Origin of the sequence: Dactylosporangium sp. CS-033363 (genome assembly GCF_050942475.1) — a bacterium.
Taxonomy (GTDB): domain Bacteria; phylum Actinomycetota; class Actinomycetes; order Mycobacteriales; family Micromonosporaceae; genus Dactylosporangium.
The window spans coordinates 6,830,282-6,855,809 of sequence record NZ_CP192032.1; the positions used below are offsets into that span (position 1 = coordinate 6,830,282).

Consider the following 25,528-nt stretch of genomic DNA (forward strand, 5'->3'; position numbering starts at 1 on the left):
ATCAGAACTGTCGGTTTCGCCCGTTTTGTCGCGTATCACCCCGCCCGCACGGTGTTGCCGGCGAGTTGGAAGCCGTTGACCAGGTCGCAGTCGATCGCGATGACGCAGTTCATCGGCTCGTCGACCCAGGGCTGCAGCTGCCCCTCGTACCGCAGCAGCCGCTCCTCGTCCATGACCAGCCGCGCCGTGCCGGTCACCACGACGCTCCACCCGGCCTGCGTCGCGGCGTCGATCTCGTCGGCCTCGTAGGCGACGACCAGCGACCCGTACGCGGTGGCGGCGGACGCGAGCCCGCCGCCCAGGTTGCTGCGGATCACGATCGTCTCCCCGTCGAGCAGGTGATTGACCGGCCGGATCGCGGGCAGCGCCCGGTCGGTGAACACCACCCGCCCCACCTGCACCGAGCCCAGCAGCTCAAGACACCGCCGCCGCCCCAGCGAGCGCATCGACCCCATGGCCGTCACCACCTTTCAGCATCAGTACTGCATCGACGTACTCCCGCGCATCGGCCCGGTGCGTGATGAGCAGTACCGTCCGCCCGCGGGTCGCGTCCATCAGGTCCCGCAGCAGCGCGACCGCCGTCTCCTCGTCGAGGTGCTCGGTGGGCTCGTCGAGCACCAGCACCGGAAAGTCCGCCAGCAGCGCCCGGGCGAGCGCGATCCGCCGCCGCTGCCCGCCGGAGACCGCAACCCCGTGCTCCCCGACCCCGGTCCCGAGCCCGTCCGGCAACCCGCGAACCCACTCGTGCAGCCGGGCCCGCCGCAGCGCCTCCTCGATCTCGGCCGCCGTCGCGTCGGGCCGGCCGATGCGAAGGTTCGCCTCGATCGTGTTGTCGAACAGGTACGCGTCGTCCCCCAGGTACCCGACCACCCGCCGCACGTCGTCCCCTCGCAGCTCCCGCAGGTCGACCCCGCCGAGCGTGATCCGCCCCGCGCTGGGGTCGAGCCACCGCACCAGCAACGCGGCGATCGTCGACTTTCCGGCCCCGCTCGGCCCGGCCAGCGCCACGCGGGCCCCCGGCTCCAGCACGAACGACACGCCCTCAACCACCGGCCGCCCGGCCACCCACTCCGCCGCAACGCCCTCAACCCGCACAACCGGCGCCCGGCCGGCCACCGCGACCGAACCAACCGCAGCGCCCGCCGCAGATCGCGCGACCGAACCAACCGCAGCGCCCGCCGCAGATCGCGCGACCGAACCAACCGCAGCGCCCGCCGCAGATCGCGCGACCGAACCAACCGCAGCGCCCGCCGGCAGCTCGGCCGGGAAGCGCGGGTCCGGCGCCGGGTCGGGCGCGGCCGCGACCTCGGCGAGCCGGCGCAGCGCGGCCCGAGCGGCCGCCAGGTTCTGTGCGGCGACAGGCACGGCCCCGACGATCTCGAACACGGCCAGAGGCGTCAGCACGACAACGGCGAGCAGCTCCCCGTCGAGCGTGCCCGCGTGCACGGCCAGCGCGCCGGTGATCAGCGCCGCCAGCGCGGCCAGCCCGGTGCACAGCGCCGTCACCGCCGCCGAAACTCCGCTAGCGGCACTGGACCGGCGCGTCGCGGCAAGCAGCTCCCGGTCGGTCCGGTCAAGCGCGGCCAGCGCGGAGTCGACGGCACCATAGGCGATGAGATCCGGCAGCCCCTGCACCAGGTCCACGGTCCCGGCGGCCAGACTGCCCCGGAGCGGCGCCAGCCGGGCGTCGGACCGGCGGACCAGCGCGCCCTGCAGCACCGGCACCCCCACCCCGACGACGAGAACCCCGACGGCGAGCGCGAGCCCGGCCGCCGGCAGCAGCGACCAGATCAGCAGCACCGACGCGAGGCCGGTGACCGCCGCGACCGCGATCGGCAGCGCGACCCGCACCACGAGGTCCACAATGGACTCGACGTCGTCGACGAGCCGGGCCGCGAGGTCGCCGCGGCGGAACCCGGCCAGTCCGGCGGGGGCGAGGCGCTCGAGCCGCCGGTACACGCGGACCCGCAGCTCCCCCAGCACCCGCAGCGCCCCGTCGTGGCCGGTGACCCGCTCGACGTAGCGCAGCACGCCCCGCCCGATGCCGAACGCCCGCACGGCGACGATCGCCACCATGAGGTGCAGCACCGGCGGATGCAGGGCCGCCCGCGAGATGAGCCACGCCGACGTCGCCATCAGCCCGACCGCACACCCCGCGGCGGCGATCCCGGCCGTCAAGGCGATGAACAGCCGCCCGGCGGCCGGCCGCAGCAGTCCCGCCGCCGTGCGCACCACGCCACCACGCCCGGCCGGCCACAGCAGTCCCGCCGCCGTGCGCACCGAGCCACCACGCCCGGCCGGCCGCCGCAGTCCCGCCGCCGTGCGCACCACGCCACCACGCCCAGCCGGCCACAGCGGCGGAAGCCAGGTCACCGCGACACCTCCAAAGGGCCGACCGCGCGGTCGGCGATGGCGACCAGGGAAGGGCGGTGCGCGGCCATGATGACGGTCCGCCCGACGGCGTGCGCCCGGATCGCCGCCAGCAGCTCCGCCTCAGTCGCGGAATCCAGCCCCGCCGTAGGCTCGTCCAGCAACACCAGCGGCGCATCCCGCAGGAACACCCGAGCCAGGGCGATCCGCTGCCGCTGCCCCGCCGACAGCCCGGCCCCGTCGTCCCCCAGCGGCGTGTCGAACCCGTCCGGCAGCGCCTCGATGAACGACAGCGCCCCCGCCCGAGCCGCCGCGGACCGCAGCGCCGCGAAGGACGCCTCGGCCGCACCGAGCCGGATGTTGTCCGCGACGGTCCCCGCCCCCAGCCAGGGCCGCTGCGGCAGCCACGCCACCCGCCGCCGCCACGCGTCGAGGTCCAGCGTCGACAGCGCCACGCCGCCCACCGCGACCGAACCCGACGACGGAACCGCGAAGCCCATCAGCACCGACAGCAGCGTCGACTTCCCGCAGCCGCTCGGCCCGGTCAGCGCCACGAACTCGCCCGGCGCCACCGACAGCGAGACCGGCGGCAGCGCGGGCCGCCCCGGGTACGTGACCACGACCTGGTCGAACGAGACGCCGGCCCCCGGCCCGACCGATGAACCGGTCACGGGAAGCGGCGTCTCCAGCACGGCGAACACCGAGGTGGCCGCGGCCAGCCCCTCCGCCGAGGCGTGATAGTTCGCCCCCACCTGGCGCAGCGGCAGGTACGCCTCCGGCGCCAGGATCAGCACCAGCAACGCCGTCGACAGGCCGAGATCCCCGTCCACCAGCCGCAGCCCGATCCCGACCGCGACGAGGGCCACCGACAGCGTCGACAGCAGCTCCAGCACCAGCGACGACAGCAGCGCCACCCGCAGCGTCCGCATGGTGACCCGGCGCTGCTCCGCGCTGATCGCGGCGATGATCTGCGCCTGCCGCTTCGCCCGCCCGAAGACGCGCAGCGTCGGCAGCCCCGCCACGACGTCCAGGAAGTGGTGCGACAGCCGGGTCAGCAGCCGGAACTGCCGCCGGTTCGCCGCCTCGGTGTGCAGCCCGACCAGCGCCATGAACACCGGGATCAGCGGCAGCGTCACCGCCACCGTCCCCGCCGCGACCAGGTCCGCCGGCGCCAGCCGGGCCAGCACGACGACCGGGACCAGCGCGCCGAGCACCAGCTGCGGCAGGTACCTCGCGAAGTACGCATCCAGCGCGTCCAGCCCCCGCGTCGCCAGCGTCGCCAGCTCCCCGCTCGGCAGCGCCGCGGCAGGACCCAGCGTGGCCGCGTGCGCCAGCAACCGCGCCCGCAGCTCCCGCTTCACCGCCGCCGAGGCCCGCGTCGCCGCCGCCTGCTGCGCCCACGCCACGGCGGCCCGCAGCACCACGACCGCCGCGAGCCAGGGCACGACGGCCGTGACCGAGGCGCCGTCCAGGAACGCCGCGGCAATGGCCGAGGCGAGCAGGGTGGCCTGCGCGACGACGAGCAGCGCCAGGGCCACCCCCAGGGCGACGGAGAGCACCATGAAGGCGCGCGTCGCCCGGGCGTAGCGCAGCAGCCGCGGATCCAGGGGCCGCATCAGTGCCCGCCCGCCGGGATGTGCTCGACGCGCAGCCGCCGCCGGAACACCCAGTAGGTCCAGGCCTGGTAGGCCAGCACGACCGGCGTGCAGCAGACGGCGACCACCGTCATGACCTTCAGCGTGTACGGCGTGGAAGCCGCATTCGTCGTCGTCAGCGAGTCCCCACCGGCGAGCGTCGAGGGCATCACGTCCGGGAAGAGCGTCACGAACAGGGCGGCGACGGCGAGCACGATCGCCGCCCCGGTCCCGACGAACGCCCACCCCTCCCGCCGCGCCCGCGCCGCCAGCACCCCGCCGACCAGCGCCACCGCGGCCGCGCCGGACAGCGCCCAGCCCCACGCGTCGCTGTGCGCGAGCTGGGTCCACAGCAGGAACCCGGCCGCGATGACGACCGTCGGCAGCGCGACCCGCACGGCCAGCCGCCCCGCCCGGTCCCGCATGTCGCCGTCGGTCTTCAGGGCCAGGAACACCGCGCCGTGCAGGACGAACAGGGACAGCGTGGTCAGCCCGCCGAGCAGCGCGTAGGGGTTGAGCAGGTTGAAGAACCCGCCGACGTACTCGTGGTCGCGGCTGATCGGCACCCCGCGCACGATGTTGCCGAACGCCACGCCCCACAGCAGGGCCGGCACGAGGCTGCCGCCGATGATGGCCCAGTCCCAGGAGCGCCTCCACTGTGGACTTTCGGACTTGCCGCGGTACTCGAACGCCAGCCCCCGCAGGATCAGCGCGACGAGGATGAGCAGCAGCGGCAGGTAGAAGCCGGAGAACAGGGTCGCGTACCACTCGGGGAAGGCGGCGAACGTGGCGCCGCCGGCGACGATGAGCCACACCTCGTTGCCGTCCCAGACGGGGCCGATGGTGTTGATGAGCAGCCGGCGCTCGCGGTCGTCGCGGCCGAGGACCGGCAGCAGCAGGCCGACGCCGAAGTCGAAGCCCTCGAGCAGGAAGTACCCGCACCAGAGCACGGTGATGAGGATGAACCAGACGGTGGTGAGCTCCATGAGCGTGCCTCCTCCCTTCGGTCAGTACGCGAATGTCAGCGGGCGGTCGGGGTCATCCTCGCCCTCGGGTACGACAGTTTCCGGCGCGCCGGCCTTCGCGTACCGCAGCATCAGCACGAGCTCGATGACCGCCAGCCCGCCGTACAACAGGGTGAGCAGGATGACCGAGAACGCGGCCTGGCTCGTGGCCACCGACGGCGACACGCTGTCGGCCGTCTTGAACAGCCCGAAGACCGTCCAGGGCTGGCGGCCGACCTCGGTGAAGATCCAGCCGAACGAGTTGGCCAGCAGCGGCATGGCGACCGTGGACACCGCGGCGACCCACAGCCAGCGGCCGGCCGGCAGCCGCCCCCGGCGGGTGCTCCAGAGCGCGACGAGTGCCACGAGCATGGCCAGCGCGCCGAAGCCGATCATCAGGCGGAAGGACCAGTACGTGACGGGAACGTAGGGGACGTAGTCGCCCTCGCCGTACCTGTCCGCGTACTGCCGCTGCAGGTCGTTGATGCCCTCGACCTCGCCCTGCGGGTCGGCCGTGGCCATGAAGGACAGCAGCGACGGGATCCGCACGCTGTAGACCTCCGACCGCCCGTCGAGGGAGCCGATCGTGAAGATGGAGAACGACGCGGGCCTGCTGGTGTCGTAGAGCGCCTCGGCGGCGGCCATCTTCATCGGCTGCTGCTCGGTCATGACGCGCGCCTGCAGGTCGCCGGTGACGAGCACGGCGACGCCGGAGACGAGCACGACCCAGGCGCCGAGCTTGAGGCCCGGCCGGAACACCTCGACCTGGTTGCGCCGGCGCAGGTGCCAGGCGCTGACGGCCAGCAGCAGCGCGCCGGCGGTGAGGAAGCACGCCGCGAGGGTGTGCGGGAAGGTGACCAGGGCGGTGCTGTTGGTGAGCACCGCCACGATGTCGGTGAGCTCGGCGCGGCCGCGGGCGGCGTTCATCGTGTACCCCACCGGATGCTGCATCCAGGAGTTCGCGGCGAGGATGAAGTACGCCGAGAGCATCGTGCCGGCCGCCGCGAGCCAGATGGTGGCCAGGTGGGCCCGCCTCGGCAGCCGGTCCCAGCCGAAGATCCACAGCCCGAGGAACGTCGACTCCAGGAAGAACGCGAGCAGCCCCTCGATCGCGAGCGGCGCGCCGAAGATGTCGCCGACGAACCGCGAGTAGGCGCTCCAGTTCATCCCGAACTGGAACTCCTGCACGATGCCGGTGACGACGCCCATGGCGAAGTTGATCAGGAACAGCTTGCCCCAGAACTTCGTGGCGCGCAGGTACTGGTCCTTGCCGGTGCGCACCCACGCGGTCTGCAGCCCGGCGACGAGCACCGAGAGGCCGATCGTGATCGGCACGAAGATGAAGTGGTACACGGTGGTGATCGCGAACTGCCACCGCGCCAGGTCCAGCTTGTCCATGCCGCGATTCTGTTTTCCGGGTCCGGGGCCCGAGCAGGGCCGTTGGTCACCTTCGCGGCGGGACTTTTCCGGGCCGCACAAGCCCGGTGCCGCCGTCGTACCGCCGGTAGGCCAAATTTCCCCGCCCGCTCGCGGCATCGGTGAAGAACAGGAACGGCAGCCACCCCTCGGCCATGCGCGCGGCCGCCGCCTCGGCCGCGAGGACCGGCGGGCGCCGCGGGTTCACGGTCGGCGGCGGAGCAGCGGGCCCGCCCGCCGGATGCATGCTGCGCTGCCGGGTCAGCTGCAGGCCGGTGGGTCCGGCCCGGTGCACCACCGCGTCCTCGCCGGTAGCCGAATCGACGAACAGGTACGCGTCGTAGTCCATGGCGGCCAGGTGCGCGGCGGCCTGGCAGAAGCTCTGGCGGTACAGACGCGGGCTCTTGATCCTGGTGATGGCGGCGCGCCCGGGCACGGCGAGGGGCCGGCGCTCGGGATCGGGCCAGGGCCACGGCTCCCAGGCGGTGGACAGCCGGCGGACCTGCCGGTCCAGGCGCGCGGCCCCGACGGCGATGGCCTCGGCCGGATCGCGGCCCGCGACCTGAATGCGGGCCGGCGCGCCGAAGAGCCGCAGGTTGGCCTGGACCAGCATCGGGCCGCCGGGCGCGGCCGCGCCGGTGAGCCGCAGCCGCAGCTGCCCGTCCAGCTCGTGCCGGGTGGCGAGCGCGCCGAACAGCGCCTCGGCGGCGGTGCGCTCGTGCGGGCGCAACCCGCGCGCGGTGACGTTCATGACGTCTACGAAGTCACGCGGCCGCGGGCCCGGAACAGGGCCGAAAGTCCCGAACGAGGGTCCTGAGTTCCCTGGCGGCGCTCCGCGAAGGTGGGTAGAAAGGGGGTCATGATCCGCGTCTACCTGCTCGACGACCACGAGGTCGTCCGTTTCGGCCTGCGCGAGCTGCTCGAGCGCGAGGGCGACATCGAGGTCGTCGGCGAGTCCGGCTCGGCCGTCGAGGCCACGCACCGCATCCCCGCGCTGCGCCCGGACGTGGCCGTGCTCGACGGGCGGTTGCCCGACGGCAGCGGGATCGACGTGTGCCGCGACGTGCGCTCCATCGACCCGACCGTCAACGCGCTGATCCTCACGTCGTACGATGACGACGAGGCGCTGTTCGCGGCAATCATGGCGGGCGCGTCGGGGTACGTGCTGAAGCAGATCCACGGCACCGACCTCGTCGACGCGGTGCGCCGGGTCGCGGCCGGCCAGTCGCTGCTCGACCCCGCGGTGACCGCCCGCGTGCTGGAGCGCATCCGCAACGGGCCCGAGCAGCCCGACGAGTTCAAGCACCTCACCGAGCAGGAGCGCAAGATCCTGCTGCTCGTGGCCGAGGGGCTGACCAACCGCGAGATCGCCGAGCGGATGTTCCTGGCCGAGAAGACGGTCAAGAACTACGTCTCCAGCCTGCTGGCCAAGCTGGGGCTGGAACGGCGGACGCAGGCGGCGGTGCTCGCCTCGCGCTTGCTACAAAAGAAGCCGTGACGTCCCCGCTGCCGCTGCCCGAACTGTCCCGCGTCGACCTCGACGCGCTGCTGCAGGAGCTGCTCGCCCGGGTCGGCGAGGTGATGACCAGCCGGGAGCGGCTGCGCGCGCTGCTCGACGCCGTCGTCGCGATCGGCTCCGACCTCGACCTGCACAGCACGCTGGAGCGGATCGTGGAGGCGGCGTGCACGCTGGCCGACGCGCGGTACGGTGCGCTCGGGGTCATCGGCGCCGACCGGATGCTCGTCGAGTTCATCAACCACGGCGTCACCCCCGAGCAGCGGGCCGCGATCGGCGACCTCCCCCGCGGCCACGGCGTCCTCGGCCTGCTCATCGACGAGCCGCGGCCGATCCGGCTCAAGGACATCACCGAGCACCCGCGGGCCTACGGGTTCCCGCCCGGCCATCCGCCGATGCACAGCTTCCTGGGCGTGCCGGTGCGCATCCGGGACCAGGTGTTCGGCAACTTGTACCTCGCTGAGAAACGCGGCGGGGAGCAGTTCACGCAGGACGACGAGGACCTGGTCGCGGCGCTCTCCGTCGCCGCCGGCGCCGCGATCGACAACGCCCGCCTGTACGCCCAGGCCGAACGCCGCCAGCGCTGGCTCGGCGCGGCCGCGGAGATCACGTCGGTCCTGCTGGGCGAGGTCCGCCGCACCGAGGCCCTCGAACTGGTCGCCACCCGGGCCCGCGAGGTGGCCGGCGCCGAGCTGGCCATGGTCCTGCTCGCCAACGACGACCGCTTGGTGGTCGAGGTGGCGGTCGGCGGGCCGACGGACGCGGCCGGCTGGTCGATCCCGGTCGCCGGCAGCGACTTCGCCGACGTGCTGGAGCACCGCCACGTCGCCGTCGTCACCGACCTCGGCGCGGCCGCGAGCTGGCCGATCCTGCTGCCCACCGGCACCGCGCTGCTCGTGCCGCTCGCCGTGGGCGGGGTGGCGCTCGGCGCGCTCGTGGTCGCCTTCGGCAAGGAGAGCGCGCCGATCACCGAGGGCCTGGAGCTGGCGATGGTCGAGACGTTCGCCGGGCAGGCGGCCCTGGCCCTGGAGCGGGCCCGCGCGCAGGACGAGCGGGAGATGCTGGCGGTGGTCGGCGACCGCGAGCGCATCGCCCGCGACCTGCACGACGTGGTCATCCAGCGGCTGTTCGCGGCGGGCATGCAGCTGCAGGGCGCGGCGTACCGCAGCTCCCAGGACGACGTCCGCGAGCGCATCGGCCGGGTCACCGACGACCTCGACACGACGATCCGGGAGATCCGCGGGGCGATCTTCGAGCTGCGCGGGGCGGCCGGCAACAGCCTGCGCAGGGCGGTGCGCGACCTGGTCGACGAGGCCGAGGACGCGCTCGGGTTCCGGCCCGCCCTGCGCATCGACGGCCCGATCGACACCGCCGTCCCCGACGCCCAAAGGACAGCTGCCTTGGCGGTACTGCGTGAAGCCCTGTCAAACATCGCCAAGCACGCGAAGGCCGGCTCCGCGCGGGTCTCCCTCACCGTCGGCGGCGGCTCGCTCGGCCTCGTCGTGGAGGACGACGGCGTCGGCCTGCCCGCGGGCTCCCCGACCGGCAACGGCCTGCCCAACATGCGGGCCCGCGCCGCCGACCTGGGCGGCGAGTGCACGCTGGGCCCGGCCGAGCAGCGCGGCACCCGGGTCAGCTGGAAGGTTCCCGTCTGATCGGCGCGCCTTGTTGCAGACTTCTTGCAACAACGGATACCTTGCAACGGTGAGCGTCTGCGTGGAACTGCTGGTGTTCAGCGCCCGGGGCGGTGCGCTGCACTACGCCCCGCACGGCGCGCAGGTCATCGGCGACCGGCACCCGGACGCCGTCGCGGCCGCGCTGGCCGGGAACCCGCCGGACCTGACCGTGCTGCACTCCACGTCGTGGCGCTACGCCGAGGGTCGGGTCGTGCTCACGTACGCCGCGGTGCTCGACGGCACCCCCGGCCCCGGCGCCCGCGAGCTGCCCGAGCACGGCATCGCCCGCTCCCCCGACCCGCGCCGGCCCAGCCCGCCGCAGGTCTGCCCGGACGCGGTCGCCACCCACGCGGCCCGGCATTTGGCCTGGCTACGGGAGACGGATCCGGTGGCCGGCGCCGCCCTGGCCGCGGTCCCGAACGTGTGGAACGCACTCGGTATCCACATTCCGGCACCCGCTGGCGTAATCGTCTGATTACTATGCGTGACATGACGTCACGCGTTGCCCGGCTGCTGCTCGCCGGGGCACTGCCATTGCTCACCGCCGCCATCCCGGCCCCCGCGCGGGCCCAGTCGTCGTCGGGTGAGTACACCCTGGCCTACGCGTACGGCACCGGTACCTCGGCCGCCCCGACGCTCGGCCCGAATGCGGACCAGTCGCCGCTCAGCGCCCCGCTCGACGTCATCTTCGACGCCACCGGCAACATGTACGTCACCAACTCCGGCACCTGCCAGATCCTGAAGGTCACCCCCGGCGGCACCCTGTCCTCCGTCGTCGGCACCGGCACCTGCACCCCGGGCGCGACCTCCGGCACGGCCGCGACCACCCCGATCGGCACCCCCGGCAGCGTGGTCTTCGACCCCGCCGGCAACATGTACTTCGGCGAGACCGACACCGGGCGCATCTACAAGGTCTCCACGGCCGGCCAGCTCTCCGTCCTCGCCGGCACCGGCACCCGCGGGGCGATGTCGAACGGACCGGCCACGAGCAGCCAGCTCGACTCGCCGGCCCAGATGGTGTACCACGGCGGCGCCATCTACTTCCCCGAGCGCGAATGGGGCCAGTTCGGCCGCATCGACCTCACCAGCGGCGAGCTCACGATCCTCGCCGGCACCGGCACCAGCGGAGCCCCGACGGCCGGCATCGCGACGAACTCGAAGCTGAACATGCCCACCGGCGCGGCGGTCGACGCGGCCGGGAACATGTACGTGACCAACTCCGTCTACAACGGCCAGATCGTCAAGATCACGCCGGCCGGCGACCTGACGGTGCTCAAGACGAACCTGGCCGTGCCGCTCGGGCTGCGCTTCGCCGACGACGGCACCCTGTACTTCACCGAGGGCCTCGGCGCGGTCAGCACGCTCGACGTGAGCAACGCCTCGCTGGCCACCCTGGCCGGCAACGGCAACCCCGGCGACGTGGTACCCGGCCCCGCGATGGACTCGCCCGTCAACTACCCGTACGGCATGGCCTTCGCCCCCGACGGCCGCCTCCTGGTCACCGTGCCGCCCCAGCACCGCATCGTCTCGCTCGTCCCCGCGGGGCAGGTCCCGGCCGCCCCGACCATCAGCGCCGCCGCCCCGGGCGACGGGAGCGCGGAGGTCACCTTCACGCCGGGCTCCAGCGGCGGCGATCCGATCATCCGGTACGAGTACACGCTCGACAACACCACCTGGACCGAGTTCCCGACGTCGCCGACGGGCTCGGGATCCGCGCGCAAGGGCACGATCACGGGTCTGGTGAACGGGCAGCAGTACACCGTGAAGGTCCGTGCGGTGAACTCGGCGGGCAACGGGGATCCCAGCGCGGGCAGCTCGGTCACGCCGGCCGCGCCGGTGGCACCCGCCGTGCCGAGCGCGCCCGGCACGGTCACCGCCACGGCGGGCATCTCCTCCATCGCGGTGAGCTGGACGGCGTCGGGCTCCGGTTCGGTCACCGGGTACACGGCGACCGCCTCGCCGGGGCCGGCCACGTGCACGACCACCGGGGCGCTGACGTGTGTGCTGGGTGCCACGGCCGGCACGACCTACACCGTCACCGTCGTCGCGAACTCCGAGGCCGGCCCGTCCTCGGCCGCTGGGCCCTCGTCGCCGGTCACCCCGCTCGCGCCGGCCGCGCCGCCGACGGTGCCGGACACGGCGCTGACGCTCACCACCGACAAGGGGACCATCTCCACCACGGCGCCGGGCGCGCAGCTGACCGTGATCGGCACCGGGTTCGCGGCCTACTCGACCGTCTCCGTCATCCTGTACTCGACACCACAGTCGCTCGGAACCGCCGTCACCGACGCGAGCGGGAACTTCTCGAAGGCGGTCACGGTGCCGGCCTCGCTCGCCGCGGGGGCGCACACGCTGGTCGCGCAGGGGGTGGCGCCGGACGGCACCGCTCGGGCGATGAAGCTCGCGGTCACCGTGCCCGCGGCCCGCTCCGGCGGTTCGCTGCCGGTCACCGGCGACCCGGTCGGACCGGTGGCCGGGGCCGGGCTGCTGGCGCTGTTCGGCGGGGCGGTCCTGCTGTGGTCGGCGCGGCGCCGGCCGGGCCGCCGCAGCCTGCTGCTGCCGGCTGGGGCGGCCCACAACTTCTAGGGCGTTTCAGGAAGCCGTCGGCGTCGGCGCCGCTGTGGTCGGGGCCGGCGCCGCCGGCGTGGCGCCGGGGGCCGGCGGGAGGTTGCCCGGGCGGCCGTAGCCGGGGCCGGGGCCGCGGCGGTCCCTGGGGTCGCCGTTGCGGGAGTGGTCGTTGCGGTCCCAGCCCGGTCCGACGCGCTCCGGGCCGCGGTGGTGGCCGACGACGAGCGCGCCGACGGCCGTGACCCCGGCGCCGAGGCAGCAGCCGACGATCAGGGCCAGGATCGCGATCAGCAGGCCGTTGCGCCGTCCCCGGCCGCCACCGCGCCAGCCTCCCCAGGCGGGACGGCCGTACGGCGGAGGAGGGGGCGGGGGCGGCGGGGCCGCTGCGGCCGGCGGCGCTTCCGCCGCGGTGGCCACGGTTGGCGTTTCGGGCGCGGAGGGGACCGGGTCCGGTTCCGGGACCTGGCGCTTGGTTTCGGGGGTTTCCTCGCTCATGTCACCAGCTTCGATCGCACGGCTAAGGACAGCGAGCGGACGTTCCTAAGAATTGCGTGAGAGAGTCGAGCTCTTAGGCAATTCTTAGGCCCGCGCGCCGGAGACTCTCACGCGCCGTCGCGAGACTCGGGTGCGTGGACGAGGGGGCGGGCTTGCGGATACTGGTGGTCGACGACGACGCCGCCGTGCGGGATTCGCTCGCGCGGACGTTGCGCTTCGAGGGGTACCAGGTCGAGACGGCCTTCGACGGCGCCCAGGCGCTGGCCTCGGTGCGCTCCGGCGAGCCCGATGCCGTCGTGCTCGACGTCAGCATGCCGGTGCTCGACGGCCTCGAGGCGTGCCGCGAGCTGCGGGCCGGCGGCGTGCTGGTGCCGGTGCTCATGCTCACCGCCCGCGACAGCGTCGGCGACCGCGTGGCCGGGCTGGACGCCGGGGCGGACGACTACCTGGTCAAGCCGTTCGCGCTGCAGGAGCTCCTGGCCCGGCTGCGCGCGCTGCTGCGCCGGGCCCGCAGCGTCGGGATCGCGCCGGCGACCCCGGGTGGTGGCGAGCTCCGCTTCGCCGACCTGCGGCTGGACCCGCAGACCCGCGAGGTGTGGCGGGGCGGGCGCCTGCTGCGCCTCACCCGCACGGAGTTCAGCATCCTCGAGGTGTTCCTGCGCCACCCCCGCCAGGTCCTGACCCGCGAGGTCCTCTTCGAGCACGTGTGGGGCTACGACTTCGGCGAGACCTCCAACAGCATCCACGTGTACCTCGGGTACCTGCGCCGCAAGCTCGAGTCCGACGGCGAGCCGCGCCTGCTGCACACCGTGCGCGGGGTCGGCTTCGTACTGCGGGAGGAGCCGCTGTGAGGGCCTGGTGGCAACGCCGGACGCTGCGGGACCGGCTCGCCGTGCTGGTCTCCGGAGCCGTGGCGGTCGCGGTGCTCGTCGTGGCGGCGGTCGCGTTCGCGGCCGTGTTCGAGATCCAGCACCGGCAGCTGCAGTCCCAGCTCACCGCCGACGCGCAGGCCATCGCCGCGCAGCCGGACCAGTGGCGGGCCGGGGCCGCGCAGCTGCCCGAGCCGGACCGGCAGTACGGGCCGCCGAACGCGCCCAACGGTCCCGGCCAGCACGGCCCGCCCTGGCACCGCCCCCGCGACCTCGGCACCCGCTGGCAGATCGTCGGCGCCGACGGGACCGTGGCCACCGACACCGCGCTGCCCGTGACCGCCGGGGTCAAGCAGGTCCTGACCGGCCGCCGCAGCTCGGCGCAGGAGATGGTGGTGCTGGAGGGCGAGCGGTACCAGATGCTCACCGTCCCGGCCACCGGCGGCGGCGTCGTGCAGGTCGCCATCAGCCAGGACCCCGCCGGGCGCACCATGGTCCAGCTCGGCGTCCTGCTCCTGGCCGGCTCGGTGCTCGGCATCGCCGGGGCGGCGCTGCTCGGCCGGGTCATCGCCCGCGCCGGCCTGGCCCCCGTGACCCGCCTGGCCGAGGCGGTCGAGGGGGTGGCGGTGACGATGGACCTCACCCGCCCGGTGCCCGTCCACGGCGCCGACGAGATCGCCCGCCTCGGCCGCTCGGTCAACTCGATGCTCGGCGCGATCGGCGCCGCCCGCCGCGCGCAGCGCACCCTGGTCGAGGACGCCGGCCACGAACTGCGCACGCCGCTCACGAGCATCCGCACCAACGTGGAGCTGCTCCTCGCCGTCGAGCGCCGCCCCGAGCTCGCCCACCGCCTCCCGCCCGAGGAGCGCGCCAAGCTCCTGGCCGACCTCGAGGCCCAGGTCGGCGAGCTGGCCACGCTCACCACCGAGCTGGTCGAGCTGGCCCGCGAGGACACCACCCGCGAGGACCTGGTCGACGTCGAGCTCGCGGACGTCGTGGCGGCGGCGGTCGAGCGGGTGCGCATTCGCGCACCGGGCCTCACGTTCGCCACCGACCTCTCCCCGGTGACCGTGCACGGACGGCCGGGCGAACTCGAGCGGATGGCCGTGAACGTGCTGGACAATGCGGCGAAGTTCAGTCCTGCCGCCGGTACCGTGTCCGTCGTCCTGACCGCCGACGCCACCCTCACCGTCCGCGACGAGGGCCCCGGCATCGACGAGGCCGACCGTCCGCGCATCTTCGAGCGGTTCTATCGCGCACCCGCGGCCCGGGGTCTGCCGGGCTCGGGCCTCGGGTTGGCCATCGTCGCGCAGACGGCGGCCCAGCACGGCGGGCAGGTGTCCGTGGCGCCCAACCATCCACAGGGGACGGTCTTGACGATCCGGCTACCGGCCGCCCCTTCTTCGGACTCGCCGCCGCTCGTACCCTGAACGCCATGACGCGACGCCGCCGCGAGCCGGGCCGCCGGCCAGCGCCGCTCCGGTGGGCACCGGCGCTGGCGATGCTGCTCCTGGCCGCCTGCTCGACGCCGCCCTCGCCCGCGCATGTTCCTGCGCCTGTTGCGACTTCTGCACCTGCTTCACCAATTTCGGCGCCGCCGCCCTCTCCCGCGGCGGCCGATCTGACCCTCGCGTTCGCGGGAGACGTGCACTTCACGGGGCGGACGGCGGGGCTGCTCAAGGACCCGGCGACGGCGATCGGGCCGATGACACAAGTGCTGGCGGGGGCGGACCTGGCGGTGGTAAACCTGGAGAGCGCGGTGACCACGCGGGGTACGCCAGAGCCGAAGGAGTACCACTTCCGGGCCCCGTCGACCGCCTACGACGCCCTGAAAGCCGCCGGAATCGATGCGGTGACCATCGCCAACAACCATGCTCTCGACTACGGCCGAGTGGGCTTCGCCGACACCCTCGACGCCGCGTCCGCCACGGGCATGCCGGTGTTCGGCGGCGGGCGAAACATCGACGAGGCGTACAAGCCGCTGCTCCTGACTGTTCGCGGCGTGCACATTGCGCTGCTCGCGTTCAGTCAGATCCACACCCTCGCCGACGAGTGGAAGGCCGGTCCGTCCACGTCGGGCATCGCGATGGCCTGGGACGTGCAACGGGCGGTGGCCGCGGTGCGCACCGCGCGTACCGAAGCGGATCTTGTGATCGTGTTCAACCACTGGGGCACGGAGACCGTCACGTGCCCGAACAACGACCAGAAGTCCTTCGCCAAGTCCCTCGCGGACGCCGGCGCCGACCTGATCATCGGCGCGCACGCCCACGTGCTGCAGGGCGACGGCTGGCTCGGCCGCACCTATGTGGCGTACGGCCTGGGCAATTTCGTCTGGTACGTCGGGCAGGCCGAAACCGGCGTCCTGCGCGTCCAGGTGCACGGCCGCGACGCGGTGTCCGCCGAGCTCAGCCCCGCTCTGGTCGCCTCGAACGGTCAGCCGAAACCGGTCACCGGAAGCGCGGCCGGCACGCAGCTCAAGCGCTTCGCCGACCTGCGCCGCTGCACCGGCCTGGCGGCTACTCCTTCTCCCACGTGATCACATGGACATCGATCCGCTGCGCGGCCACGGCCGAAACGCTCACGAGTGAGAAGTACCCGTCCTGCGTGCGCAGGCAGAACCGGTTCCCCGCCCTGGTGTTCAGCGTGGCCGGCCGCCCGTACCCGGTCGAGGTCCGGCACTTCGCGTACGTCCCCGGGTCCGAGGCGTTGAGCAACAGGCTGTCCACATAGATCGAGTGCCCGCTGCACAACCCGTCGGTCGAAATCTGCGGCGGCGTACCCTCCTCGAAGTTGATCTGATGCTTGCAGTTCTGCTCCTGCCCCCACTGCGGATCGAGCGAGGTCAGGTCGTACCCCGAGTTGGGCACGAGCGCGATGTCCCCCTCGTGCCGGATGGCGGGCCCGGCCGGGGCGGCCGCACTGGTCGGCGCCGCACTGCTCGGCACCGCGGGCTGCGCAGTTGCACGGTTCGCGAGCTCCCGCTTGAGCGCGGCGTTCTCACTTTCGAGCACCTGCACCCGCTCCTGCGACTGATCGGCCTGCTCGTTCGCGCTGTTGCTCCTGACCGCGAACAGCGCGGCGACCACCCCGACGACCGCCGTGATCAGACCGAGCACCGCGGCGATCAACTTCAGCCGCACCTCAGCCCGCTCGAGCCGGGCCTTCTCGTCCTGTCGCGGTGGATGTCCGTACGGCGCCACTGCCCAACCCGCCCGTCGTCGCTCGAGGTCCAGACCTGTCGCCACATCCTTGCCATGCGGAACACATCATGTCTATTGATCTACGCCGAACGTCGCCCAACCTCACCCGGTCGGCGCAAATTCGTGCACTACTGAGCTGCGGACGTGCACGACGAGGTCTGGCGCGCCCGAACTCTATACCGTTCCGCAGACTTGATCTTTGGTCCGCGCCCTCCCCCATCGCTCGCGAACACATCTGTATTGATGACGCGGAGCCAGCCGGGCGGGCGACCCCCAGTCGGCCCGAAGGCGAACAGCAATGGTCAATCAGCGAGCAGGAAGGGACCATGAAGAGTCTCGATTCAACGGTAGGATGCGCTGGAGTCGGATGATGAGGAGCCAAGGTGCCGACGGAGCGATCACTGATCTTCGTTCATGGCACAGGGGTTCGATCCACGTCCTATCTCGCCACCCTTGAGATCGTGCGTCACCGCATGGCGGAGATCCGGCCCGATTGGACCGTCCATGGATGCCTCTGGGGCGATCCGTACGGTGCCAAACTGCACCTCAACGGCGCCTCGATTCCGAGGTATTCCAGTTCAGGAGGCGGCCGCCAGGCACATGACGAAGTGGACCGGTGGGCTGTCCTGTATGTCGATCCACTGTACGAATTGCGCCTGCTTGGCTTACTGCCCCTGCCGCTCGCGGATCTGACCCCAGGCCAAAGTCCTCCACGCCGAGTGTTCCTCGACCGCGTGCGTGGCTACATTCCCAGTTCCGACACCCAGGCAGCGTTCGGCCGATACGGCTTGATCGACCCGCTCCTCGCGGCAGTCGACTTGATCGCACATGCACCGGAGATTGATGCGGCCGCCGGCACCGCCGACCTGAACGCGTTCGGGCACCGACATGCCTTCGCGCGAGCGGTGCTGGCAATGGTGCTCGGCCCCGTGGACGTTCCCATCACCGGCGACGTCCGTGACGGTCTGCTGGCACATCTCGACAGCGATCTCCGTGGACAGTCGCGAGCGCTGCCGAGGGCGGTGTCCATGTTCCTCAGCCCGCCCCAAAGCGCACTGACCAGCTGGGCCACCGACAGACGCGGCAAGATTGTGGATCGGACCGCCGCGATGATCGGCGATATCCTTCGCTACCAGGCCGACGGCGACCCGATCCGGCAACTGATCAAGCGGACGGTGGACGATACGCCGGCCGACCAGGTGTCGATCCTGGCTCACAGTCTGGGTGGGGTGGCGTCGGTTGACCTTCTGGCGTTCGAGCCGATGGACCGCGTCGAACGACTGATCACGGTCGGATCCCAGGCGCCGTTCTTCTACGAGCAAGGAGCGCTTGTCTCACGCCGATATCCAGCGCCCCTCCCGAGTCATTTTCCACCTTGGCTGAACATATACGATCACCGGGACTGGCTGTCGTTCGTCGGTGAGCCGGTCTTTCCCGGGCACGTAACCGACCGTGAGGTGTCCAACCATCAACCGTTTCCGCAGTCGCACAGCGCATACTGGGCGAACGATTCGGTCTGGGAACGGATCGGCTCATGGTTGCCGTAGTGTGGCAAACGCCGAGCGACATCCAGGCCGTCGTGGTCGGGCTGGAGATGTATCCGTCCGCCGGCTGGCAACTGCCGGGCGTCAGCGCCGAGGCAATCCGGTTCGCTCGCTGGCTTCGCAACGGGGGCGTGCCGGCTCAGAACATTCATCTTCTGCTGGCACCCGCGCAGGCAAGGTACGTCGAGGCAACGCTTTTGGCCAGGCAGCTGGGGATTGAACCGCTCGCGGTGACCAGCAGCGACCAGCTTCGCGAGTTCTTCAAGACAGATCTCGCCATCGCTCGCGGCTCACTCCTGTACGTCTACTGGGGCGGCCATGGTGCGGTGACGAACGACGAACGACGGATCCTCTTCGGGCCAGATGCGACCGATGGCGACCTACGCGCGTTCGATCTGGGCGAGCTACGTCGCTACCTGACCCGCTCGGAGGTCGGACGCTACGCCCAGCAGGTGTTCTTCATCGACTCGTGCGCCGGTTACCTGCAGGACTATGGGCCGGACAAGTCGGTGCTGATCGCATTTCCGCCGCACATCCCCCAGACCGTGGAACAATTTGTGCTGCACGCAGCGGCCATCGGACAGGAGTCCGCGCACGACCCGGTCACCGCATCCGGCCCGTTCTCCGACACGCTCCTCGGCTGGCTTGAACGCGATGCACCCGACCTGCGTGTGGATCTGCGAGGGTTGACGGACTACGTCCGCAATGCCTTCGCAGAGATGACTGAGGTCGACGGCGGTCTCCAGCGCCCCGTGTCGCTGTACCTCCGCGAAGCGGACCAGGAGGTGTCTGAGCCGTTCTTTCCGCCCGACAACGAGGCACAGCTGCATCACAACGATCTTGTCGCGCGGCTTATCACCGCATTACCCGACGCCGCGATGCGTGAAAGGTACCGGGGCTTGGTCGCTTCGGAATGTGGAACGAAACCCTCAGCCCGAGGAAACCCGGATGATGCGTTCGCAATCCTGCTGCTGCGTCGGTCCGGCGCGATGGCAGCGCTGCTCGAAGCACTGTTCAATCATGGCCTTCTCGACGCTGCCGAGGGTTTGAGCTCGGCGTCGCGCGAACTGCCCGTACCCGGACTTCTTTCTCCCCGCGAACGAAAACTTCTCACGAGAGAGTTGTACGAGCTTCCGCCGGTGCCACTCCCGGTGCGTGCCGAGTTATGGCGCAGAATCCTGCCGCGATCCGATGCACCGTTCGATCCCGAGGAGTCGCTCGCCGAGAGTGCGCTTCGGCTCGAACCTTACCGTGGCGGCATATCCCAGGTGGACCCGACGCGCCTCCGTGTACCGCCTTTGCTCAGATATGTCGAGCATGTCGGCGCTGCTCACGGCGGTGACGGCGACAGCCTTCGGCGTTGGTCGGATGTGGTGGCACGAAGGCTCGGCGTTGCGCCCGAATCTCTGGAAGAGCGGCGTGCCGAGGCACGGGAATGGGCGGACCAAGGAACTCTCGACACACATGTCGCTCGACTGGTGCTTGAGGTGACCCCGGAATCCGATGGCCACATCTGTATTGTCTGGATCGATCCGGGCACCGGTTCACTGAGCCGAACCGACTACGCGAACGGCGATCGGCCGCTGAATTTCCCAGAATTGGCGCAGCTCGTCGATGGTTTCGCGCGTACCCTCTCCGAAGACATAACGATCGAGATCATTGTGCCCCATCGATACCTACCGAGCGCGAACATCGCCAGGTGGGAGTGGCGGAACCCCGTCGAGAAGCTCGACCGCGTGATGTTGGCGGTACGTCGGCGAATCGTGTTCAGATGCGCTCGTCTGAACAGCCGCGAGGATGACCGGCAGCAACAGTTGAAGAAACGCTGGCTGTCGGTGGAGCAGGGGAAGGCGGTGTACCTGGATGAGGCGTCCACCCGCGGCGACGACGGCTACCGGGCGCTGCAGGGCGACATGACCGCGACTAGGGCGATCATCTGCCCAGGGAATCGCCGGGCAGGGCACCTGATCAAAGTGGCGGCGATGCTGGGGTACCCAGTGGTGATCTGGGACGTCACGAAGAGTTTGCCTGAGTCCGCGAGAGAACACTTCGCGCCGATCCAGCCGGAGGGTGACCTTGATGGCCTGCCCGAGCGGATCAGGATCCAGTGGTCACAGGCGCATCCGCATGTCTCGTTGGTGCTGGAGAACGCTAATCTACCGCTGCCGGAACCACTGCCCTTAATTCCGCCCGGAACCCGACGAGGCAAACCATGAGCACCGAGGCTGAGCACTGGCGGATCTTCCACGGCGATGGACGCGCGCCCCACCCGGCCGACATCCCCGCGCCGCCCGCCTGGAGACGCCCAAGCCTTGATGGCGGTAGGCCACGTTACGTCCTTGGCGACGCCGACACCGATGTTGTGAACGCAGCGCTGCATCTGCGACGCCCCTTACTGGTGACGGGCGTACCGGGAACCGGCAAGAGCACCCTGGCTCACGCGATCGCCGAAGAGTTGATGCTCGGGGAGGTGCTGACCTGGCCGGTGAACAGCCACTCAACACTGCAGGACGCCCTCTACCGATATGACTCGATCGGCCGGCTGCATGAAAGCAGCTTGCGCACCGCAGAGGTTGACATCGGCGACTTCATCCGGCTCGGACCCTTGGGTACCGCCCTGGTCTCGACGAAGCGTCCTCGCGTGCTCCTGGTGGACGAGATGGACAAGGGCGACATCGACCTGCCGAACGATCTTCTGAACGTCCTGGAACAAGGCACGTTCGAAATTCCCGAACTCACCCGTATGCCCGCCCGCACCGAACCGTTCCGCGTGCTCAGCATGAGCGGGGACAGCAAGGTCGACGTCGGTCACGGCATGGTGCTGTGCGAGCAATTTCCAGTTGTCGTGATCACAAGCAACGGCGAACGCGATTTTCCCGCCGCATTCCGCCGCCGCTGCATCCCACTGCGTCTTCTTTCGCCGGATCGCGACCGCCTCCGGACGATCATCAGCAACCACTTCACGGGAGTCGACCTGGAATCTGTCGATGTGCTTCTCGGCGAATTCCTGCGCCGCCGAGACGAGGGTGTTCAGCAGCTTGCGACCGACCAACTGCTCAATGCGGTTTTCCTCCGGCTCGGCGGTGCCGACCTCAGCAGTGTGGATCTCCTCGGCGCGATCTTCAGCAATCTCGACAGCAGCGACTGACATATGACCGACGACATCGCGACCATCCTGAATCTCGCTGGGATTCCGTTCGACCGCGATGTTCTCCTCGACGTGCTGTGGCTGGCGCGACGCTTGCCCACCGACGAGAACGCGCCCCTGGTGCGATCCCGGGCAGACAAGGCGGCTCGCGCCGGCGGATCAGCCGAGCTTCCGGAGCGCACCGGTAGGGGGAGGAGCGGGTCCGAGAAGATCACCGCGCCTACCGATCGCCCGGTCGATGACTTGTCGCCGACGGTGCCTGTCTACGCGGCCGGACCCGACCAGGGTGACAATCGCTCGGCCATGCGGCTCCCGGCACGCTCAGCCCTGGGGCGCCAACTTGCCTTCGGCAAGGCGCTTCGCCCGCTCAAGCGCAAGGTTTCCTCGATCCGCCGGTCCGTCCTCGACGAAGCGCGCACCGCCGAGCAGTTGGCGGAAATCGCTGATCCGGCAACAGGCCGTTTCTTGCCCCACATCGTACTGGCGGCAGCGGCTGAGCGATGGCTGCGCGTCAACATGGTGATCGACGGCGAAGACTCCATGATTTTCTGGCAGCAACACACCAGAGAACTGCACTCAGTGATCGAGCGCATGGGGGCCTTTCAGCGCGTCGATGTCCACCAGCTCCACCGCGACGCCCGGAGCGGTGCCGTAAGTCTGGTCCGACCATGGTCTGGCGCGGCCGCTAGGCGACCGGCGAAGTCGATCATCGATCCAGCCCGCCGGGCCATGACGCTCGTCCTGACCGACGGTGCGTCCCCGGCATGGCGAGACGGAACCATGCGGCGAGCCCTCGATCGTTGGGGCTCGACCGGTCCTACGGCCGTCGTTCATGTTCTGCCGCCACGCCTGTGGCCGGGCTCCGGCGTGCCGGCGGAAGAGTTCGACGTCAGCTCGTCCCGGCCCGGTCTCGCGAATACGGGATGGGACGTAACCGATCCGCTGTTTCCGTTCAGGGCCGGACATGCGGCGAGAATTCCGGTGCCGGTACTGTCACTGACTCCTGAGAGCCTCGCCACCTGGGCCCAGCTCGTGATCGGCGGCGGTGGGCCGAAGCCGATGCCGCTGTGGCTCCTGCCCAGCCATCCTGCCGTCGAGTCGGTGAGCGCTTCGTCCTTCACGCGCCTGGCTTCCGCGTCGGCGGTAAGGATCGCCGCCCATCTCGCGGCGATCGCGCCGTCCACCATTCCTGCGATGTGGCTCGTCCACGCATGTGTCGGCGACGGGACCGACGCGACAACGTTGGCCGAGGTCTTCTTGAGCGGTCTCCTGCACCCGGTCCAGCCGCAACCCTTGCAGCACGCGCGGCACCGGCTGTTCGACTTCGAACCCCAGGACAAGGACTTCCTGCTCGACTTGGTGCCAACCGACAGTCTGAATGCCTCCAGCCGGAAAGTGGGCGAGCGCATTCAAGCGCTGCACGGCCGCTCCACCGATTTTCCGACCTGGCTGACCCCCCGAATCGCCAATGGTGCATTTACGCGGCCAGTGCAGCCGCTCGCCGAGGTCCACGAGCGGATGCTGGCGCCGCAACCGCCATTTGTAGTCAGCACGGGCCCCTCATCCACAGGCGCGTCACCGCGAACGGCCGGGCCGATGCCCACCAGGCCCGCGATCAATCTGCGGTATCCCCCACTGCCCCAGGCCACGGCTGCTCCGTATTTCTTCTTGAGCTACGCTCGCAGTGATGACGACCAATACGTTGAACAGTTTTTTAAAGACCTGTCCGGCGAGGTCCGGGTGCGTGCCGGGCTCGGCAGCGCGAAGACCGTCGGCTTTCTCGACCGCAACCTCGAGATGGGCACGATCTGGTCCAAGGAACTGGTCGACGCCCTCGCCACCTGCACGACCTTCATCGGCCTGTGCTCGCCGCGGTACATCGCGAGCGAACCCTGCGGCCAAGAGTGGCAACTGTTCGCGCAGCGGTGCGAGCAGTACGAGCTGGACCACGGGCGCCGCTCGACCGCGCTGGTGCCGGCGCTGTGGCTGCCCCCACGGCATCTGCCCGAGGCAGTGCGAAGGGTGCAGTTCGACCAGGAGCGATTCGGCGAGGCTTACCGGCGCGGCGGACTCCGGCAGCTCATGCGGCTGGCGCGGTACCACGACGAGTACCTCGAGGCGATCTCCGTGCTGGCCCAGCACATCGTCGACAACGCCGAGGTGGACCGGCTCCCGCCCCTTGCGCCGGCCGATCGCACGAATTTCGACGCGGCGCCCAGCGCGTTCCATGCCGAGATCGCGACCGAGAAGACACCAGCTTTCCCGAAGCACGAGGATGTGCATTTCATCATCGCCGCACCGACCCGCGGTGAGGCGCTCGCCGTGCGGGGCGACGTCAGCTGCTACGGCGATCAGTCGCTGGACTGGATGCCGTACGCGCCCACTCACACGACGCCGCTGGCCGGATACGCCCGCGAGGTCGCGGCGCGGCGCGGACTCACGTCCCGAGCCTCGGCAATTTCACTGGATCCGCTGGCCGGCCGCGCTTCCGAAAGTGCCACGATCGTTGTTCTGCTGGTCGACGCCTGGGCAAGTCAGTTGGAGACCTACCGGCGGGCGGTCGGGCGGCACGAGGACCTGCACGGGGTGACCGCGGCCCTGGTCCCGCGCAACATCGAGGACGCCGAGACGGAGCAGCACTGGCGGCTGCTGTCCGATGGGATGCGTAGCATGTTCCTGGACCGGATTGCCTCCCGCGACCCACTCGTCTACCGCCAGGACATCCTCACGCACCGGGCCTTCGACGAGGACCTGCAGGTCGTGCTGGAGACGGCCCGTAATCGGGCTTTTACCGCCAGTCGTCTGGCGGGGCCGACAGCTCCTGCCCGCAGACCTGGCACCCTCGAGGGACCGTAGCTGAGCATGGGTCGACGAACGTGCTGCGCTGCAGAAACCGCTAGGCAAAGGTGAGTGGGAGGCCGGCGTAGTTCTCGGCCAGGCCGGTCGCGGCGGCGGTGCTCGTGGTCACCCAGCGCAACTGGGACAGCTGGAGCTGCGCGTCGAACGGGTCGTCCGAGGCGTGCAGCATCGTGGTCATCCACCACGAGAAGTGCGTGCAGCGCCAGACGCGGCGCAGGGCGTTGTCCGAGTACGTGTCGATGAGCGCAGTCGTCCGTTCGCGCAGCATGGCCGTCAGGGCGCGGGCGAGCAGGGCGACGTCGGCGATGGCCAGGTTCAGGCCCTTGGCGCCCGTCGGGGGGACGATGTGCGCGGCGTCGCCGGCCAGGAACAGGTTGCCGTGGCGCATCGGGGTCTGCACGAAACTGCGCATCGGCAGCACCGACTTGTCGGTGATCGGGCCCGGCGTCAGCGTCCAGCCGTTCTGGCCGTGGCCCAGGCGCTTGGCCAGTTCGTCCCAGACCTGCCGGTCGGACCAGTGCGCCGGGTCGGTGCCGTTGGGGACCTGCAGGTACAGCCGCGAGACGCTCGGCGAGCGCATCGAGTGCAGCGCGAAGCCGTCCGGGTGCCAGGCGTAGATGAGCTCGTCGGTCGACGGGGCGACGTCGGCGAGGATGCCCAGCCAGGAGTACGGGTAGGTGCGTTCGAACACCCGCCGCGCGGACTCCGGCACCGCGGCGCGGCTCGGGCCGAACGAACCGTCGCAGCCGGCGATGACCGTGGCGTCCAGGCGCCGGCGCACACCGTCGCGGTCCACGAACGTGAGGTGCGGGCGGTCGGTGTGCACATCGTGCAGCCGGGTGTCCGTGACCTCGTAGACGACCGGTCCCTGGTGCGCGGCGACCAGGTCCTTCTGCACCTCGGTCTGGCCGTACACGTGCACGCTGCGGCCGGTCAGGTTCAGGAAGTCGAGGTGGTGGCGTTCGCCCGGCCACTGGAGGTACACGCCGCGGTGCTCGTGTCCCTCGGCGTGCAGCCGATCGCCCAGCCCGGCGGAGGTGAGCAGCTCGACGGCGGCGTGCTCGAGGATGCCGGCGCGGATGCGCGAAGCGACATACTCCTGTGAGCGGGTCTCCACCACGACCGAGTCGATGCCGGCCCGGGCGAGCAGGTGGGCCAGCAGCAGCCCGGCGGGACCGGCCCCGATCACGGCGACCTCGGTACGCATGTCACCCAGCCAACCCTCCCGC

20 protein-coding genes are annotated in these 25,528 nt (G+C 70.9%); 11 read left to right on the plus strand and 9 right to left on the minus strand.

Going from position 1 to position 25,528, the window contains the following annotated elements:
* Nucleotides 1-35: 35 nt before the first annotated feature.
* The 6 genes from ACQPZ4_RS31600 to ACQPZ4_RS31625 are packed head-to-tail and all read right to left on the minus strand — an operon-like array spanning nucleotide 36 to nucleotide 7,175.
* Nucleotides 36-455 (minus strand): pyridoxamine 5'-phosphate oxidase family protein, encoded by a 420-nt coding sequence (locus tag ACQPZ4_RS31600; RefSeq protein ID WP_433043501.1) that lies wholly within the window; start codon nucleotides 453-455, stop codon nucleotides 36-38.
* Nucleotides 415-2,373, minus strand: a complete 1,959-nt coding sequence (gene cydC / locus ACQPZ4_RS31605; protein WP_433043504.1) for a thiol reductant ABC exporter subunit CydC — start codon at nucleotides 2,371-2,373, stop codon at nucleotides 415-417. The genes ACQPZ4_RS31600 and cydC overlap by 41 nt, the downstream gene beginning before the upstream one ends.
* Entirely contained in the window at nucleotides 2,370-3,986 is a 1,617-nt protein-coding gene (gene cydD, locus ACQPZ4_RS31610) for a thiol reductant ABC exporter subunit CydD (RefSeq protein ID WP_433043507.1), read from the minus strand. Before cydD ends, cydC begins: the two co-directional genes overlap by 4 nt.
* The gene (gene cydB, locus ACQPZ4_RS31615; RefSeq protein WP_433043510.1) at nucleotides 3,986-4,990 is read right to left on the minus strand and encodes a cytochrome d ubiquinol oxidase subunit II; all 1,005 of its coding nucleotides are present in this window, start codon (nucleotides 4,988-4,990) and stop codon (nucleotides 3,986-3,988) included. Before cydB ends, cydD begins: the two co-directional genes overlap by 1 nt.
* Nucleotides 4,991-5,011: 21 nt before the next feature.
* A complete protein-coding gene (locus ACQPZ4_RS31620; protein WP_433043513.1) occupies nucleotides 5,012-6,406 on the minus strand; it encodes a cytochrome ubiquinol oxidase subunit I in 1,395 nt (464 codons plus the stop codon).
* Nucleotides 6,407-6,452: 46 nt separating this feature from the next.
* Nucleotides 6,453-7,175 (minus strand): hypothetical protein, encoded by a 723-nt coding sequence (locus ACQPZ4_RS31625; RefSeq protein ID WP_433043516.1) that lies wholly within the window; start codon nucleotides 7,173-7,175, stop codon nucleotides 6,453-6,455.
* A gap of 108 nt (nucleotides 7,176-7,283) precedes the next feature.
* On the opposite strand from ACQPZ4_RS31625, the gene ACQPZ4_RS31630 reads away from it, so the two are divergent.
* Genes ACQPZ4_RS31630 through ACQPZ4_RS31645 form a run of 4 tightly spaced genes read left to right on the plus strand, consistent with a single transcriptional unit; the run spans nucleotide 7,284 to nucleotide 12,202 of the window.
* Nucleotides 7,284-7,922 (plus strand): response regulator, encoded by a 639-nt coding sequence (locus ACQPZ4_RS31630; protein WP_433043519.1) that lies wholly within the window; start codon nucleotides 7,284-7,286, stop codon nucleotides 7,920-7,922.
* A gap of 14 nt (nucleotides 7,923-7,936) precedes the next feature.
* A complete protein-coding gene (locus tag ACQPZ4_RS31635; protein WP_433066731.1) occupies nucleotides 7,937-9,595 on the plus strand; it encodes a GAF domain-containing protein in 1,659 nt (552 codons plus the stop codon).
* 49 nt (nucleotides 9,596-9,644) lie between these two features.
* Complete coding sequence (locus tag ACQPZ4_RS31640) at nucleotides 9,645-10,091, plus strand: hypothetical protein (RefSeq protein ID WP_433043522.1); 447 nt, start codon at nucleotides 9,645-9,647, stop codon at nucleotides 10,089-10,091.
* Between the two features lie 14 nt (nucleotides 10,092-10,105).
* Nucleotides 10,106-12,202, plus strand: a complete 2,097-nt coding sequence (locus ACQPZ4_RS31645; RefSeq protein WP_433043525.1) for a fibronectin type III domain-containing protein — start codon at nucleotides 10,106-10,108, stop codon at nucleotides 12,200-12,202.
* A 6-nt stretch (nucleotides 12,203-12,208) separates the two neighbouring features.
* On the opposite strand, the gene ACQPZ4_RS31650 is transcribed toward ACQPZ4_RS31645, so the two are convergent.
* Entirely contained in the window at nucleotides 12,209-12,679 is a 471-nt protein-coding gene (locus ACQPZ4_RS31650; protein WP_433043528.1) for a hypothetical protein, read from the minus strand.
* A 134-nt stretch (nucleotides 12,680-12,813) separates the two neighbouring features.
* On the opposite strand from ACQPZ4_RS31650, the gene ACQPZ4_RS31655 reads away from it, so the two are divergent.
* The 3 genes from ACQPZ4_RS31655 to ACQPZ4_RS31665 are packed head-to-tail and all read left to right on the plus strand — an operon-like array spanning nucleotide 12,814 to nucleotide 16,084.
* On the plus strand, nucleotides 12,814-13,530 hold the full coding sequence (locus ACQPZ4_RS31655; protein ID WP_433043530.1) for a response regulator transcription factor: 717 nt from the start codon (nucleotides 12,814-12,816) through the stop codon (nucleotides 13,528-13,530).
* Nucleotides 13,527-14,978 (plus strand): HAMP domain-containing sensor histidine kinase, encoded by a 1,452-nt coding sequence (locus tag ACQPZ4_RS31660; protein ID WP_433043533.1) that lies wholly within the window; start codon nucleotides 13,527-13,529, stop codon nucleotides 14,976-14,978. The genes ACQPZ4_RS31655 and ACQPZ4_RS31660 overlap by 4 nt, the downstream gene beginning before the upstream one ends.
* A gap of 5 nt (nucleotides 14,979-14,983) precedes the next feature.
* Nucleotides 14,984-16,084: a CapA family protein gene (locus tag ACQPZ4_RS31665; protein WP_433043536.1), complete on the plus strand. Its 1,101-nt coding sequence runs from the start codon at nucleotides 14,984-14,986 to the stop codon at nucleotides 16,082-16,084.
* Here the strand turns inward: ACQPZ4_RS31665 and ACQPZ4_RS31670 are convergent.
* A complete protein-coding gene (locus ACQPZ4_RS31670; RefSeq protein WP_433043539.1) occupies nucleotides 16,065-16,688 on the minus strand; it encodes a hypothetical protein in 624 nt (207 codons plus the stop codon). The two genes, ACQPZ4_RS31665 and ACQPZ4_RS31670, sit on opposite strands and share 20 nt — an antisense overlap.
* A gap of 443 nt (nucleotides 16,689-17,131) precedes the next feature.
* Between ACQPZ4_RS31670 and ACQPZ4_RS31675 the strand changes: the two genes are divergently transcribed.
* The 4 genes from ACQPZ4_RS31675 to ACQPZ4_RS31690 are packed head-to-tail and all read left to right on the plus strand — an operon-like array spanning nucleotide 17,132 to nucleotide 24,296.
* Nucleotides 17,132-18,295 (plus strand): hypothetical protein, encoded by a 1,164-nt coding sequence (locus ACQPZ4_RS31675; protein ID WP_433043542.1) that lies wholly within the window; start codon nucleotides 17,132-17,134, stop codon nucleotides 18,293-18,295.
* On the plus strand, nucleotides 18,283-20,508 hold the full coding sequence (locus ACQPZ4_RS31680) for a caspase family protein (protein ID WP_433043545.1): 2,226 nt from the start codon (nucleotides 18,283-18,285) through the stop codon (nucleotides 20,506-20,508). The genes ACQPZ4_RS31675 and ACQPZ4_RS31680 overlap by 13 nt, the downstream gene beginning before the upstream one ends.
* Nucleotides 20,505-21,440 carry an AAA family ATPase gene (locus tag ACQPZ4_RS31685; protein ID WP_433043547.1) on the plus strand — a complete coding sequence of 312 codons (936 nt, stop codon included), beginning with the start codon at nucleotides 20,505-20,507 and terminating at the stop codon, nucleotides 21,438-21,440. The genes ACQPZ4_RS31680 and ACQPZ4_RS31685 overlap by 4 nt, the downstream gene beginning before the upstream one ends.
* Before the next feature lie 3 nt (nucleotides 21,441-21,443).
* Entirely contained in the window at nucleotides 21,444-24,296 is a 2,853-nt protein-coding gene (locus ACQPZ4_RS31690; RefSeq protein WP_433043550.1) for a TIR-like protein FxsC, read from the plus strand.
* Nucleotides 24,297-24,336: 40 nt separating this feature from the next.
* Here the strand turns inward: ACQPZ4_RS31690 and ACQPZ4_RS31695 are convergent, their stop codons facing one another.
* Nucleotides 24,337-25,506 (minus strand): 4-hydroxybenzoate 3-monooxygenase, encoded by a 1,170-nt coding sequence (locus ACQPZ4_RS31695; protein ID WP_433043553.1) that lies wholly within the window; start codon nucleotides 25,504-25,506, stop codon nucleotides 24,337-24,339.
* Nucleotides 25,507-25,528: the final 22 nt, after the last annotated feature.